General features: G+C 59.2%; 3 protein-coding genes. 1 reads left to right on the top strand and 2 read right to left on the bottom strand.

Features of this window, described 5'->3' with window-relative positions:
- Positions 1-188 precede the first annotated feature (188 nt).
- Entirely contained in the window at positions 189-3707 is a 3519-nt protein-coding gene (locus J3U88_RS15265) for a serine/threonine-protein kinase (RefSeq protein WP_207859734.1), read from the bottom strand.
- Between the two features lie 246 nt (positions 3708-3953).
- Between J3U88_RS15265 and J3U88_RS15260 the strand changes: the two genes are divergently transcribed.
- The gene (locus J3U88_RS15260) at positions 3954-4841 is read left to right on the top strand and encodes a MotA/TolQ/ExbB proton channel family protein (protein WP_279382544.1); all 888 of its coding nucleotides are present in this window, start codon (positions 3954-3956) and stop codon (positions 4839-4841) included.
- Between the two features lie 383 nt (positions 4842-5224).
- Here the strand turns inward: J3U88_RS15260 and J3U88_RS15255 are convergent, their stop codons facing one another.
- Complete coding sequence (locus J3U88_RS15255) at positions 5225-16696, bottom strand: pre-peptidase C-terminal domain-containing protein (protein ID WP_207859732.1); 11472 nt, start codon at positions 16694-16696, stop codon at positions 5225-5227.
- Positions 16697-17055: the final 359 nt, after the last annotated feature.

Genomic DNA, 17055 nt, shown 5'->3' with positions numbered 1-17055 from the left:
CTAGCCCCTTTGCCCCTAAAAAAATCTGCGCCCCAGACGGCGTCCCGACACGGTAACTGTTATCGGCAATTATCCCGCGCCCCGCAAATATTCCCCATCAAAATGCGCCGAACGCGGCGCTAGATCAACCGAAACCGCCTTTTCTCACATTTCCGCCACCTTGCTAGCCCAGACAGGGGGCTTCCTGCTTACAGCACTTCTTTTTTTCCCGCCAACAACCGCTTGGCGCGTTGTTGGTACTTGGCAACCTCCCCGGCCAACCAATGGTCCGTTTGGGAAAAGTTTTGGGCCAGATGCCGTTGCGCCTCGTCGAACTGCAGCTTCATGCCCGCCGCGTCGCCTTCCGAGGCGGCAATGACACCCTGCAACGCCTTACCGAGAATCACCCGAAACGTCGGGACCGTCTCTTCTGCTAGGTAAATGGTGAGCATGCGCGCGCAGTAGGGTTTGGCGAGCTGATAATGGTCGTGATCCACCAACTTCTCGACCCGCCAAAACAGCCAATTGGCAAAAGCCATGGATTGCGAGCCCAGCTCGCGTTCGGCCTCCGCGGTGGCGGCGCTCAGTGCCGAGGCGTCCCGGTCCCCCGTCTTATTTTGGAACAGAACCGCCAACGCATGGTTGGCCCGCAACCCGTTCAAGCGACCACGGGCCTTACCCGTGCGTCGCAGAATCGCCATCGCCTCGGCCAGTTGCTGTTCCGCCTCGGCATAGCGGTTGTTTTGCAGCAGCATCAAGCCGTAATCCTGACGTACTTTGGCAAGCGCGAAGGCGTCCTTGCCCCAATAGGTTTCGCAGGCTGCAATTTCGGCAAGATAAGCGGCCTCGGAGGCTTGCCACCGCGCATCCTGGCGTAGGCTGTAGGCCAAAACGCGTCGAACCTTGGAATGTTGGGGATGTTTTTCGCCGCGCCGGGCCGCCACATCGGGCAGCAAGGCGCCGTAAACCGCAATCGCGTCCTTCCACTGGTGGGACCACTGGTAAATGTCGCCGAGGTTGAGGCGGTTGGCGAATTCCTCGGCATAACCCTTCACCCCATGGCGACGAACATCCGCGTCGACGGCCGCTTGAACCGCCAGCGCCTCGTCTAAACGGCCTACTTTGGCCAGGTACAGCGCATAGTGCCGTTGGTAACGCCACCGAAAACGCGGCTTGACCCCGTCGTGGTTTTTGGAAAGTTCCACCGTATGCCGGGCGGCGGCAACCGCCTCGGGGAAACGCCCCAAATGTTCCAAGCGCCGCGCGATAAAACCGACGGCGCTGATGGTACGCGGGTGGCGCTCGCCCAAAGCGCGGCGCCGGATCGCGAGAACGCGTTCGCCGGCTTCCAAAGCCTCGGGGATTCGGCCGGCACGGTGATGGTTCACGGCAATGGAATACAGGTAGGTCGCAAAAAGCGGATGATGATCACCCAAATGACGGCCCGCTTTGCCGAGGCCGTCGGCCAGCATGGCTTCGCTATCCTCGGGGCGGCCCTGATCCCGCAAGGCAAGCGCGAGGTTGTATTGGGCGGTGAGGGTGTTGGGGTGGTTTTCTCCAGAGCTGCGCGTGAACATGGTCAAAGCACGGCGGTAGGCCCGCTCGGAGCCGGCGTGATCGCGCTGCTCGCGCAACAAGACCCCGTACTTATTGAGGCACATGGCGTATTCGGGATGGTCGGGATCCTCCAGGGATTCATAAATGGCGACGGCGCGATCAAACAGCGCTTGCGCTTTCTCGTATTGATCCAATTTAAAGTAGTTAAACGCCTGACTTTGTAGCAATTGTGCGTAGCGAATGTGATCCGGCGCATACAGGGTTTCCAAAATGTTGCCGGCCTCGGCAAAAAGCACTTCCGCCTCGGAATAACGCCCCATGTTGGCGGTGGCCCCGGCCAGGGCGAACAGACTGTCGGCGACCTCGGAATGCAAGAAGCCGTAGCGCTGCTTTTTAGCCGCAACCACCTCTTGGTAAAGGCCGATCCCGCGCTCGGAGAACCCCCACATTTCGTACAAGCGCGCCTGGGCGAATTTCAGTTCGGTGCGTTCCTCGGCGGACAGATCGGCCTTGTTCCAAACCTGATCGTAGGCCTCGGCAGCCTCGACAAAACGCCCGAGTTCGACGCAGGTATCGCCGCGTAACTTGACCAGCACCGATGGAATCACACGGTCGCGCGCAAGGTACCAGCGCTCGCTTGCGCCGAGCTCGCGATGGGCCTCGGCATAGGTCCCATTTTTAATCAGGGCACGCAACAACTGCTTGCTCATTTCAGCATGGGCAAGGGGATCATCGCCGACCAGGTCGCGGGCCTGCTCGAACAGATCGGCCGCGCGCCGATATTCACCGAGCGAGGCATGAACCCGACCCATCGTTTGCAACAAGGCAAGCTTCACGCGCGGTTCCTGATCGAGATCGGCGTCGATTTGGAGCATCCCGCTTTCGAGCAGTTCCGAGGCGCGCAGATCTTTGCCCTTGGTCACATTGGGGTCCACCCGCTCAAACAAGCCGACCATAAATTGGGTGACCGCCTCGGCGGTGCGCTGCTCTTGCCGGGCGAAATCCCGTTCCGCCATGACCCGCTGATTTTGATAGCGTGCATAAAAGGAAAAACCCAGCATTAACAGAGCCAAAACCAGCGCGGAAACGGTCGGCCAAGGGTTGCGCATCACAAACTTGCGCAGCCGGTAAAGGCGCGACGTCGGCCGGGCCTGAATCGGCAACCCCGCCAGATAGGCGCGAACATCGGCGACCATCGCTTCTACCGACACGTAACGCGCCTTGGGTTCGCGCGCCAGTGCTTTGAGAATGATGGTGTCCACATCACCGCGCAAACGGGAGCCGAAGGGATTGTGGTAATCCTTGTCGCCCTTGCGTTGCTCGCTGGGTTTGGTGATCGTTTCGTGGTTGACCACCTGCAAAACCTCGGCGATGTTGCGCCCTTCGATTTGGTAAGCCCTGCGACCCGTGACCATTTCGTAAAGAATGAGCCCCAAGCTGTAAACATCGGAGGCGGCCGACAAACGTTTACCGTTGACCTGTTCGGGGGAAGCATATTGCGGGGTCATGATGCGTTCATTGACGAGGGTGAGGCCTTCCTGTTCACCGGTGCCCGGATCGAGGGTCGCGGCGATCCCGAAATCCAGTAGCTTTGGATTGCCCGTCTCGGTCACCAAAATATTGGAAGGTTTTAAATCACGGTGAATGATCATTTGTTGGTGGGCATGGCTGAGTGCATCGCCCAATTCGGCAAAAAGCCTCAAGCGCGTGTCTAAATCCGGCCGAACCCGTTTCAGGTATTGATCAAGGGGTTCACCGACAATGTGTTCCATCGCCATCCAAGGTTGCCCTTGCAAATGGCTGCCCGCGTCATAGAGTCGCGCAATGCCGGGATGTTCCAGGCCGGCCAAAATGCGGCACTCGCTTTGGAACAGGTCACTGCGTTTCGGCGTCCAAAAACTGAGCACTTTTAGCGCGACCTTCCGCTGTATCTCATCAGTGCGTTCCGCCAGGTAAACGGCGGCCATGCCCCCCTGACCGATGAGCTTCAGCACCCGGTAGGGCCCACATTCGTCGCCCGGTTGCAACACCTGGGCGGTCGTTAACGGCGGGTAGGAGGGGTGGTCGCCCAGGGAAACGCTGATGGTTTCCGCCGGGGCGTGGTTTTGCCCGGGTTGCGGAGCCTCGGATTTACCGGCCGGCGGCAGTTGTGTCAAATCGTTGTCAGTCATAACCAAAAGAACCTAGAACCGCGTACATCGATGGTAAAACACCCAAAAAATCATGCCGGCCATCACAGAATCTAACAGGGCCATGTCTGACCATTCGGCAATTATCCTGCATTACCCAAATAATACGTGTCAAAAACCGTCAACGTTCGTAACGAATCAAAGAAAACAACCTTTCCTCACGGTTCCCCGTTTTTAAACCGTGGAACCCAGAGCTTTGCCGGCTTGCATTTCACGTGAGAAACTACCATGTTGAGAAGAAGGTTGAACCCGAGGTGTCTGGTGAAAATAAGGCAGAAAACCCGATCTCAGAGGACGATGCAACGGCTGGTCGCCCACTACTTGCAGCCGTTTTTCAACAGCTTGACCCAGCTCGCGGTGCTCACGCGGTTATCGGTGAGCCTCGGCTGTTTGGGGAGTGCGCTCTATTTGGTGTTTGCCTTTGAGGCCGTTGAGGAGTTGGTTGCCGCCCAGCGCATCCCGCTGGTGCTCACCCAAGCACTGCTGCCCCTGTTTACCGGATTGGCCGTTGCGCTGCTGTGTAGCTTTGCCCACGCGCTGATGAAACGCGGCGTGGAAATGATGGAAGCGAACCTGAACCGGGTTGGCGGGAGCCTAACCGCCTTGGTGGTGCAGCTCGGCCGTGCCGAGCGTGCCCTCAAACCGGAGCAAGGCGGCGGCGAAAAAACCGTGGCCAACGGCCGCCTGTTTAGCACCATCCCACGGCGACCGTTGAAACCGTTTTTCCGAGGTGCGGGTTTTTACCAGCTCACGATCATTTGTTGCATTCTTTTGTTTTTGTTTCCCTTCTACCGAGGCCGTGGTTCGGAATCGATCCAAACCCCCAAGTTAAAAACCGCCACCTTTCAGCCGACCCGCGGGGATCAGGTGGTGGTGTACATGACGTTGCACGATGATTTTTGGCATGTTCAGTATCCGGGCGGTGAACGCAAGCAAATCGAGCCCGCGGGGCGCGCCGAGGAAATCGGCGCCTGGGAACAAAGTGGGTTCACCTCGGTGCTGCTGATTGCGGACGCCCGTCTCCCCTACCAGCAGGTGGAAACGCTGCTAACCTCGTTGAAGGGGTCCCAGATTCGCAAGATCTTCTTCGGCGAGCAGGTGCTGCTCCCGATTTGACGCGGCACGGCGGGTGACCCCACAAGAATGGGTGCGGTGACAAGGGCACGGTTCCGGGCTTGCGCGGTATCCACGGCCACCTGCTTGGACCTGAATTGACCCGGCGCGCCCCGGAGCGGGCCGCACCAACCCATCTTAGGACCATGCTTTGAATGAACGCCGGGCGAAGCTCGGCCACGCTGGACGCCCCCTGGAGGGGGGCCATAATATAGCCCCGGGTACGACCATTGAAAATGGTCGCACCCTGGGTGCCGGGAGTTCACGAACGGGAAGGCCCTGGCGGGGCCGACGTCAGAGGCCGATTTTAAATAACGGAATACAGAAAAAAAGGAGCCACGGGGTGGTGTTTCACCCCGTGGCTCCCGTCGCTTGTTTTGCTCTGGTTACTGTTCGGTGCAGGCGGTGTGGTTGAGGATATCGAGCACGGTGATCACCCGGCCGCCCCAACTGGATACCAGGCGCCAGTACTCGGCTTCGCTGTAGCAGAAGTTTTGGTTTACCTCGATGGTGTAGGGGCCGAAGCTAAAGGTCGGTTCGGTGTTTTCTGCCAACTGGAAGCGCTCGAAGGTGACTTGCGTGATGCCGTCGTCGCGCAGGGCGCGACCCCGCAGGCGGAGCAAGACACCTGTTGAATCGATCTCGCTGAGGGGATTGATGTGGGTGACCAGGTAACGGCCAGGCTGGTTGTTGACGATGGCATCACCCCAACGCTCGGTCAGGGTTCCCTCACGGGCCGGCTGGTCGGTGAAGGTGATCACATTCGGATCGTAGACCAAAGCCAAGGTGTAGCCGTAGGTCGCACCTTGCGGCAACTCGGTCAGGCTGAGCGGTATTTCGAACTGGGTGCCCGGCTCAATTTCGATCACGTCACCGCCGTCACCCAGGGCAACCCTGAACTGGGACGGCGCCGAACGTGTGCCCGCCTCGGTTCCGCTACAGTAAGCGCCCTGGAGCCCGACACCGCGACGCAGGATGTTGACGGCGTCAATGGTGGCGATTTCACCGTTGCAGTTGGTGTCGGCGACACAAATGGGGATGGGATCGTAGACAGTTGGGATTTCGGTCATGTGCCGCAACACCTGCAAGGCGTCGAAGGCTTCTTGCGCGTTGCCGTCGGCATCCACATCACCAATGGCCGCAAAACAACCCGCGGTCACACAGAACCGTCCGTCGGTCAGCACGGCGAAGGGCGTTCCCGAATTGAAGCGGAAGGCACCCTGTACCAAATCAAGTTCGGAACAGGCTCCCAACACGGCGAACTCGTCCACGGCGAATTCCATGTTGATCAGGATTTTTTCACCGGTCCCAACCAAGCTAAGCTGCTGCGCGTTGGTGGCGGCCAAGCGAACCGAACCCGAGGTAGAGGCGGTATCGTCAATAATCTCCCAGCCATCAATCAAGCTGTCGGTGGTGGTGAAACCGAGGTAGGTCAACAAACTGGGATCGTAATCGACCTGGGCCTCGAAGGCGGTGATGTTGTAAATCGCCTCGATGCCTTCTACCAGAATCGGAATGGTCACCACGCCGCCGGCCGGTCCACCGTGCTCCTCGTTGATCCAGACATCCAGGGCGGCCCCGTAGCGGGTACAGTTGTCGAAGGTCGCATCGTCCACGGCAAATTTGTTGTCATGAACCAGCGTCAGGGTGAAGGCCACGTCTTGGCCGAGGAAGAAACTGGTATCGAATTTAAGGAAGTAGACGCCGCCGCCGAGATCAATGACCTCACTCGGCGCAAAGCCGTTCGATCCGTTTTCACTGACGAGGAAGTTGCTCGCGTTCATACCAAGCAGGGGTTCGCCGTCGGCGGTGGCACGCACGGTGACGCCGATGGTGGGACACTCGGCCACGGATACGGTTTCAATGTCGAGTCCTAATTCGAGGCTGTAGTAACGCGCCAACACGTTTAAGCCGGTATAACTCTCGAAGGCGTGAACCCCGAGGTAGTAGGTCCCGGCCTGGGGTGTCGCCAAGTCGATGGTTTCGTCGTTACCGAAAGTGGCCAAGCGCTGGTCGAAGGTGGTCAAACCGGCGGGCTCGCCAAACTTCAGGTACAGGTCGGCATCACCACTACCGCCCCAAATCCGCGCGGTCAACAGGTCTTGACCCTCGGGAACGTCGATACGGAAGCAGCGGAAGCTGCGCTGCTGACCCGACACATCCGGCACGATGACGTTGTTCGCCAGCTCGATGCAATCGGTATTGCGGCAGTTTCGGTATTGGGAGGTGCCGATCCCCGAGGAGCCGAGCGAGGAAACAGCCACGGCAAGGTAGTGGATTCCGCCGTCCAGAATATCGGTTGTATGGGTCAGGACATATTGGCCGGGTGCATCGCCCGCGCGGAAGGTGAAGTTCCGGTTAACCCCGTCCTCCAGCAGTCGGAAGGCGCTTTCGGGCAAGGCGTAAGCCGGCTCCCCATCGCGCAATACGGTGACAACGGTGGTCAGTTCGGGGCAGGCATCGGTGAAAATGCTGTCGATGTTCACGGTCAAAACCGAGTTGGCGTAAGCAGCACGCAGGTTGGTTTCAAGGTACTCACCAAAGCCGTGTAAACCAATCCACCAGGTCCCACCGCGCGGATAGTCGACTGCCACGGTTTCGGTGTTGCCGGCCACATCGGGACGGTAATCGTAATCGTCCAAGGTGGGCGGATCACCATAGCTGACATAGAGATCGACGTCGCCGTCACCCAGGAAGGTGTCGACGGTGAAGATGCGCTGGCCGGGCGGCACGGTAATGAAGAAACAGCGCCAACTGTTGGGGAACCCACTCAAATGGCTGACCACCTGCTGATTCTCCAGTTCGGTGCAAACCTCGGTTTCGCAGGTGGTGAAGGCGGCCACGGCACGCAGAACCTCGGGCGCTTCACCATCCAGTGCAAGGGCCAGGTCAATCACATGCTGCAAACCATCGGGCGTCACAGCCTCAAACTCGAGCCAGTACTCCCCTGGCCGATCACCGTTAATCAGGGTAAAGGCCACGGGACGACCGTCCTCGCTCAGGCTGAACTGTTGTTGGGTGAGGCAGCACAGGCCCTCCCCGTCGCGCTCTACACGCAACTTGACACGCATGGTGGGACAGGTCACCAACTGGACACCGAACACGGTGAGGGTGGTCGGTCCAGGTGGCGGCGGTTCAACCACGCTCACGGTTGCTTGGGCGTCATCGTCTTCAGCGGCGTTGCCATTGTCCGGCGTCGAATCAACATCCGGCTGATCGGCGGCAAGCACCTCTACCCGATTGGTCCAATTCCCCAAGGCGGTCGCCCGCGTAATCAGGGAAAGGGTGGTGGTCTCGCCGGCGGCAACGGTGGGAATCGACCACAAACCGGTTGCCACGTCGAAGCGACCTTCACCCTCGTGGGCCACGTAGGCCAAACCGGCCGGGAGTTGCTCACCGACCACCACGTTGGTGGCGGGGTCGAAACCCTCGTTGTTGAGTTCCAGGGTAAAGGTCACCAACTGATCCTGTTCCACGGTTAAGGCCGACGCGGTTTTGCTCAGATTCAGATCAATGCTGTCAATCGAGATTTGCGCGTAATCGTCCTCACGGGGATTGAGGTTGGAGGGAACCGAATCCACATCCGGCTCATTGGCGGTGGCCACCTCGGCCCGCATCAACTTACCACCGGTCCCCTTGGTAAAGGTCAGCACCAGTTCCACGGTCTGACCAGGATCCACATCACCGATGCGCCACAGCGCGTTGTCGCGGTCATAATCACCATTGCCGACAATGGCAAACAGGGTAAGACCGCTATCGGGATAAACCTGAACCTGAACACCCGAGGCGGCATGCTGTCCCTCGTTGGTCAAGCTGTAGGTGAAGGTCGCCCGCTCCGAACTCTGGGGATCCGGGTTCACCACACTCATGGTCAGGTTAAGGTCAATACAACCCCTTGCCGGCCAACCCAGGTCACGCAACATCCACTCGGCCAAGCCCAGTCGATGATTGGCGCCTTGGTAGTAGGGCAACATCAACTGTCGCGGTGTGATGTCGGGATGCAGGCTGACCACGGTGCGATCAACCAGAATCGGATCACTGGCAAACATACGCAGCAACCCATCGCCGTTGGTAGCATTCAGCAGGCCTTCCGCGGCGGTGGTCGCCATCATGCCGGTCCAGAACAGGTCGTCCACATCACGCGCGGAATCGAAGCGTTGCTGATCGGTCATGTCGGGCCAATCCAAGGTGGTACTGCCGTCCCGCAGGAAGGAAGAGAAGACGTCGGTTGTATCTTGCAACTGGACGCCGGGAGAGGTCGTGCCGGGATTTAAATCAACCGGGGTGCTGAGACCAAGGCCGCGAATTAACTCGCGCAGGACCACGGTCACAAAGTCCACGTCGCCGCCGGCTTGGCCGTCGAGGCCGTAGTAGAAACGCGCACCCGACAGACAAGCCGAAGGATCAACGACTTCGCCGCCGTCGCCACCATCACCGCCATCGCCGCCGTCGGTGCCGGTTCCACCGTCGCCACCGTCGGTTCCCGTGCCGCCGTCGCCACCGTCGGTTCCCGTGCCGCCGTCACCGCCGTCGGTTCCCGTGCCGCCGTCGCCGCCATCGGTTCCCGTGCCGCCGTCACCGCCGTCCGTACCCGTGCCACCGTCGGTTCCCGTGCCGCCGTCACCGCCGTCCGTCCCGGTTCCACCGTCGCCGCCGTCACCAGGCTCGTCATCACTGCACTCAGGTGACCAGCGCCCGTCGCATTCGAGCCGAAGAACCGAGGTATTTTGGCTAGGGGCCGTCACATTGGAACCCGAACCGAAATTAAACTCCACATTGCTCAAGGCTTTGAAGTTACATTCCGAGGTTACCCAGAACACATAACGATTTCCGTTGATGGAAACCAGCTTAACGCGGAACCCTAAACTGGGAACCATCACGGAATCGCCGGCACCGACCAAGGTCACGGTGCGCGCGCCGCGACCCGCCTTGAGCGACACATCCACGGAAAGCCCGGCACCTTCTACATCGATTTCGAAGGTGTCACGCATCCAAGTGCGGTCTTCACCCAAGCCGGTGGAAGCGCCTTCGTATTTGACACGGTTGCCGCGGTTCTCGACCACATAGTTCATTTGACGATTTTGACAACCCTCTTCCAAAAAGGCGGAGGTAAAGGCCGCGTCGGGAAGATTGTTAAAAACCATAGAAACATCGAAATCGCCGGGGTTTTGCTCCACACCACTCAGCGCATCGGCCAATGCGGAGGGATACCAGGTATTGGCCAGCGGCGCATTGGGGAAATCCTTCGACCAATTGAGCACCCGCGTCACGGCCAGTCGCGCCTCATCCTGATCACAGGTCAAGGTGGAGTAACGGGCGGCGATCCGCACCGGAATCGGACTCTGGAATTTTTCGCAGAACAAGGCCGCGGCATGCCGGAAGGCCAAGCGTCGTTGCTCACCCAAGGTGGTTCCGTTATTACCGCCGACAGGATCCACCGGTGTTTCATCGTTAAAGCCAAATCCTGTTTGATCTTCCACGATCATATCGATGCCCAGACAATCGGTACAACCCACGGGGCCGCTGCTGATCGAGACCCGAACAAAGGCGTAATCATCCTCATTGGGGTTCAGGTTGCCGGGAACCGAGTCGGGATCGTTGATATTGCTGGTTTCAACATCCGCGGTAATTTGACCGGTCCCAACCGAGGTTGACACCAAGGTCAGGTTCAGTTCGGCCTCGCCACCCGCGGCCAGACTGGAAACGGTCCATAAGCCGGAACCCGGATCATAACCACCGTCACCGAACCCGTACTCGAGGAACGGCGGTAACAGAAGCCGCACGGAGATGCCGCCGGCGTCGCGCGGTCCGTCATTGCGCAGCGCCACCACCAACGCGATGTCGTCGGCGGTCGAGGGATTCACGGTGGGGCTGACCATGGTCAAGGAGAGGTCGGCCGCCAACAAACCACCGGGGTTCACGGTCGCGGAGGACCAATCGTCCTCGCTAACCACCCCGTTGTCCGGCGTGGAATCGGGATCGCCCGCGCTGGAACTCGCCACCTCAGCCACATTTTCCACGGCGTCTTGGGTGTCGACCCGGGTCACCAGGGTCAACTGCTCGATGGCACCGGAATTCATGGTGCCGACATCCCACACGCCGGTGCCGGGGTCGTAATTCAGTGAAGAAGCGGAGATCAGGGTCAAACCGGCGGGAAGCTGATCACGTACGGAGACACTGTTGGCGGCGTCGGGTCCGTCGTTCACCAGGGTCAAGTTAAAGGTTACGCTACTACCCACGTCGGCTTGGACCCGGTCAACGGTTTTCTCGAGGGACAGATCGGCCACCCGATCACCGCTGACGGCCACATCCAACACGGCCTGGTCGTCCTCAGCGGCATCCCCATTGCCCGGCGTGGAATCGGGATCGGTATTGGCGGCGGAAACCACCTCGGCGGCGAAACGCAGGTTACCGGTTTGTACGGGATTAAAGGTGATCACCAGCGATTTGGTTTCACCCAAGGCCAAGCTGCCGAGTTCCCACACGCGGGATGTTTCGTCAAAACCGGTGGCACCGGTGGCGGTCACGAATTGCGCGGCGGCGGGCCAGCTGATGTTCACCCGCTGGGCGTCCGAGACGTCGGGCCCGTTGTTGCGAATCGAAACGGTCAGGTTGAAATTATTCCCGAACTCAGGCGCCGTTGGATCCACGGCCAGGCTGAGGTTGAGGTCGGAGAACTGGTCGGGACTGGAGGAACAGGTCCAGCCGAGATCGGTCAACAAACTAAAAGCCAAACCGGGATTGTGATTGGGACCGGTGTAGAAGGGTTCCATCAGTTCATCGGGAGCCAAGCTGGTACTGAAGTGGCTAACCGACGAACCTTGTTGGTAGGGGTTGGGCGCAAACATTTCGACATTGCCGTTGCCGGCACGGCCGCCGGTTAAACCGCTGGACTCGGTGCGCACGGTTTCGCCGTTCCACTGAAGGTTGCCGGTATTCACCGCGGAGGCGGCCCGCTGCGCGTCGGTCATTTGATCCCATTCGAGGCCGTTGCTCGCATCCTCTAGGAAATCCATGTACACGTCGTCACGGCCGAGGAAACGTTGGCCGTTTTGGTTGGCAAGGGTCAGGAAACCAAGACCGTGACCCAACTCGTGCAACAGCACGGTGACAAAGTCCATGTTGGCGCCGCCGTTGCGGTCGAAGCCGTAGTACCAACTTACATTGGCGAGACAGGCGTTGTTGTTGTCGATGGCGGCGTTAAAGGTCGCCGACACCTCGGCCTGGCCACCATTCAAGTCGCTACCCGACAGGCGGTTGGCCAAGGCGACGGGGTACCAGGTATTGTTTTTCGGTGCACCGAGGAAATCGCGGCTGACGGATTTGGGGCCGGCGGAACCAAGGATGCCGCTTGAGGAAGAGCAGGCCAAATTGTCGAAACGCGCCTCAATCACGATATCCACGGTGGAATCCAAGCCGGCGGCCCAAATATCGGCGGCGTATTGGAAGGCGTTGAGGCGTTGTTGCCCCAAGGTCGTACCCGGGTTGCCGCCGACAGGAGTAACCGGCGTGGTGTCGTTAAAACCTTCGCCGGGCCCGTCGCCGTTGAGAATGGTAATAGTGGGCGCGTTGCCGTTACACGAGGCGGTCACACTCGCGGTGGTCCAGTCGTCCTCGCCGGGATTGTTGTTGTCCGGCAAGGAATCGGGATCGCGCAACAGGCTGGCGACGATTTCCGCAGTGACGGATTTGGGCGCAATGCCCACAGCGGTGTACTGGAAGGTCGCGGTGCGGGTTTGCCCTTCAATGATGCTGTCGATATCCCATAAACCGGTAGCAGCGTCAAAAGTCCCGTCACCGGTGAAACGGGTGTAGGGCAAATCACCGGGGCTGATGACCCGCACTTGCACCCCGGTGGTGGGGTCACCGGCTTCATGGGTCAAATCCAAGTTGAGGGTAACCCGCTGTCCGTCGGTGGTCGGTACGGAACTCTCACGGAAGGCCAGGGCAAGGTCGGCGCTGCCAAAGCGGTAGGCGACGATGTCGTCCTCGTTGGGGTTGCCGTTGGCCGGGGTGGAATCGGGATCAAAGGAAGAACTTGCCGAAATCTCGGCGACAAAGGTCGGCGCAAGGGTGGTCGAACTCACGCGCCTCCCACTCAGGGCAAAATTCGCGGTTTCGCCCGGGAAGAGCTGCGGCACATCCAGTCGTTGGGTCCCGGTCACGTCAAAAGCGCTGAAGGTCGCGTCAATCGCCACATTGACACTGGGATCGGGGCCGTCATTGCGAATGGTCAGAGTCACGTCAACCCGGTCGCCAACCTGGGGCGCCTCATTGTTGACATCGGCGCTCAGGCTCAAATCGGAAATCGGGGTGGTGATGGTCACCGAATCCATGTCGTCTTCTTCGAGGATGTGGTTGTTGGGCGTGGAATCGGGATCCAACTCGTTTTGGGTGATGACCTCGGCCACATTGGTGACGCGTTCAAAGGTGGTTTTGCGCGCCTGCAACTGCAAGGTCGCCGAGCCACCACTGTGCAGCCAGTCGATGCTCCACACGCCGCTTTCCGGTTGGTAGGGGCCGGCGGAAACATGGGTCACGTACTCAAGGCCGGGCGGCAACAGATCCACCGCGGCCACGTTGGACGCATCGGTCGGCCCCTCGTTAAAGACTCGGATCAAAAAGGTGACCAGTTCACCCGGCGCGGCCTGTTCTTTGTCGGCGGTTTTGATCAGGCTCAAATCAGCGGCGGGCGTTTGAATGGTGACCTCGTCCTGGTCGTCCTCCGTCGCAATTTGGTTGTCCGGCGTGGAATCGGGATCGGGACGATGGGTGGCAAGCACCTCGATCACCTGGGTCACGGCAGCGGTTGTTTCCAGGGTCATGACCAGGTTTAACAGGCGAAACTCGCCGGGGGGAATGGTGCCGGGATCCCAAACCCCGGTAGAGGGGTTAAATTCGCCGGTCCCGAAATGGGTGACATAGGCCATCCCGCTGGGCGATTGGTTGAAGAGGCGGTTGACGATGGTGGTGTTGATCGCCTCATTAGGGCCGGCATTGTCAACGCGCATTTGAAACAAAACGTCGTCACCCACGGTGGGACCGGTATTGTCGGCGGTAAGGGTCACGCTCAAATCGTTGGAACCGAGAATCTGGGCTTGCACCACGACACTGGCGATATCGTCCTCTGCCGGATCGCCGTTGTCAGGCGTGCTGTCGGGATCCAGAAACGCTGAGGCAATCACCTCGGCGGTATTGGTATAGGTTCCGGCGAGGGGAATCGCCGCAAAAATATCCAGGTTGGCGCGGCTCTCGCTAAAAATGGTGCCCACGGTCCAAATCCCGGTGGTCGGGTTGTAGCTGCCGTCGCCTTCACTGGAAACGAAGTTCACGCCCTCGGGTAATTGGTCCTCAACCTCGACGCCAAAGGTGGCATCGGGACCGTTGTTAAACACGGTAAGCTGGAATTTTACGGTTTCGCCTTCCACGGGCATGGGGTTATCGACAAGCTTGCGCATGCTCAGGTCGGCTTGGCCGCCGACACCACCGCCGCTCGGGGTACACAAACGCCCATCGGTGGTAACGGGGATGGGTTTTTCGTTGTTAAAGACAAAACGTTCGATCACGATTTCGGAGCAGACGCCGCCGCCCAAACCCTCGGGAATGTTGAACAGCATGCCGATTAAGATGTCGTCGGTGGTGGTGTCCATCACGAATTCGCGCGTGCTGGCGGCGTTAAAACGCAGTTGCCCGTCGCTGGGTTCGTTATCAAACACCAAATCCCAGTCGGCAATCACGGTGCCGTCGAGCACGATGCCCTCGTAGCTCATGAAGTTCGTGTCGTAACGCAAATCCATTTCAAAGGAACTGACATCGTAATCGCGGTCAATCGCTTGAACGCGAACCGGCACAATCACCGGTGAATCGGGGAACACCAAGGAATCGCGACCCATCCAAATGTTGGCGGCACCACCCTGGGGCGTGCAGTTGTTAAACACGCCAATCCCCGCGGCGGTATCGCCGTCAATGGTGACACTCACGGCGGGAAAGTGATCGCCGGCGTCGAGACCGGTGGTGGTATAGGTCAATTCGTAGCGACCGCCACCCCGTTCAACAAAGGTGGTGGGTGCGAAACGCGGTCCACCGTCTTCACTGAGTTGAAATTGGCCGGCGGTCAAACCGCCGAGGGTCCCGTCATTGTTGGAAACCGTCACCTCGACCAAAATATTGGGACAGCCCACGCTCGAAACACGGGTTACCTCGGCGCGCAGACCCGACTCGTTGAAGGTGGCAAAAATGTTGGCGTTAAAGTAATCGAGGTTGCCATACATCCCAAAGAACCAATCGCCCCCGGCGGGTTGGGTCATTTGAACGGCTTCATCGTTGCCGTCCACGGCGGGACGCTGGGTAAAGCTATCCAAGGTGGGAATATCCACCGGGCGCACGTACAAATCGGCATCGCCGCCACCACCGAAGGTCTCAATCTGAAGGGTGGCTTGGCTGCTCGGCACGGCCAAACGGAACAAACGCCATTCGTTTTCGTCGCCGGCGATGTTGGTAATCAGTTGCCCGTTTTGGAGGGTTTGAACGGCGGTAAATTGTCGCGCGACATAGTCATCTTCACTTTCAACCCCGTTGCCGGGCGTCGAATCGGGGTCGGTTCGGGTAGACGTGGTCACCTCGGCATTGAAATCGCTGTAACCACTCACATCGGCGCGCAGGTTGAGGGTCAACACAACGGTCGCGCCATTATTCATGGAAAGCCGCCACAAGCCGGTCGGGATGGTGTAGGAACCGGTTCCCGGGAAAGCCGAAAGCACGGTAAAACCCTCGGGTACGTTCACCTGAACCTGGACATCGTCCAAGGCACCCGGTCCGCCATTGCGCAAGGTCAGTTCAAAGGCGGCGGTTTGGCCCACGTCAAACAAGCCGGGACTGGAACTGATTTCTAAGGATAAGTCTGCCTCCAAGGGTGGCGACCAACCCAAATCGTAAAGCACCTGCAGCGCCAAACCCGGGCTATGGTTGGGCCCATTGTAGCCAGGCTCCATTAGGTCACCGGGATTCAAGCGGTTGGTGAAATGGCTGAGGGAACGTTCGAGGTCCACGGGATTGGGCGCGTGAATTTCGGGACGGTTTTGTTCGTCCACCCCACCGGTATAGCCGGCCGCGGCGGCCGCGGTGTTGGCCCCGGTAAACACCAAATTACCATCGTTCACAATGGCACCCTGACGGGCGGTGGTGTTCATTTGGGTCAAGGTTTGGTTCAGGGTTTTGTCGAGCACCAGCGAACTAAACACATCGGGAAACCCGGAAAGCAGCTGGGCATTGCTTCGGTTAATAAAACTGTGGAACCCCAAACCATGGGCGATCTCACGCAAGGCGACGGTGACCATGTCGATATCGGAGCCGGCGTTGCGATCCAGGCCCAAGTACCAGCGCGCCCCGGCCAAACAACCGGCATCGCCGTTGAGGTTGAGGTTAAAACGCAGCTCCACGTCGCCGCTGGTGGTGGGATCGGTGTCGGCCCCGGCAAGGGCGTTGGCCAACGCCTCGGTGTGCCACACATTGTTGCGCAAAATGGCCTGCAAGGGTTCCGGGGTGGCCAAGGTGGCGACGCTGGAATCACAGGCGAGGCTCCCGTCGAAGGAAACTTCAATGGTAAAGGTGTATTGGCTGTCGAGCAGGTTACCCCAAATATCAGCGGCGTGCTGAACGGCGTTCAACCGCTGCTCCCCCAGGGTGGCCCCGTCATTGCCGCCGACGGGCACGGCCGCGGTTGCATCGTTGAACCCAAAACCCTGGGGATCGGTGGTTACCACCCGAAACTCGGCCGCCCAAAGCGGCAAGTTGATCCAAACCAGGAGCAAAAGTAGTTTAAAAGTGCGGGTACAACCTGCAGGAGAGAAGCGCGGCATAGGTGACCATCCGTGTGTCGATTCCGCCGCCGTTGCGATCCCTGTGAACGCACGGACTGCCGTCGCATGCAGCACGCGCGTCTCCCATTAAGGATCGAATCGGCCGGTCGGTTTAATTTCCAGCATGACCTTTTTTTCGGATTTCCGTTTCATAAGCTAAAGCCAAACCCGAGAATAGGCACGGCCGACACACCGGATTTATTTACCTAAGGCGTTTTCTAGCAAGAGAATACATCGGTTACAAAAAGGTGGTGGAAAAGCCGTTCAAACCCGATTCGAGAACGCAGAAAAATCGGCAAAAAAGGGATTCCAAAACCGGACCTTACAACGAAAGCGGGTGGGTGACACCGTGCAATGCG

It is taken from the genome of Acanthopleuribacter pedis (assembly GCF_017377855.1).
GTDB classification, from domain to species: Bacteria; Acidobacteriota; Holophagae; order Acanthopleuribacterales; family Acanthopleuribacteraceae; genus Acanthopleuribacter; species Acanthopleuribacter pedis.
Note: the sequence above shows the minus strand (reverse complement) of the source record. Positions and strands in the feature narration are given on the sequence as shown.

Excerpts from the sequence above, each read along its gene's own strand:
- J3U88_RS15265 (WP_207859734.1), bottom strand. The coding sequence starts at position 3,707 with ATGACTGACAACGATTTGACACAACTGCCGCCGGCCGGTAAATCCGAG.
- J3U88_RS15260 (WP_279382544.1), top strand. The coding sequence starts at position 3,954 with ATGTTGAGAAGAAGGTTGAACCCGAGGTGTCTGGTGAAAATAAGGCAG.
- J3U88_RS15255 (WP_207859732.1), bottom strand. The coding sequence starts at position 16,696 with ATGCCGCGCTTCTCTCCTGCAGGTTGTACCCGCACTTTTAAACTACTT.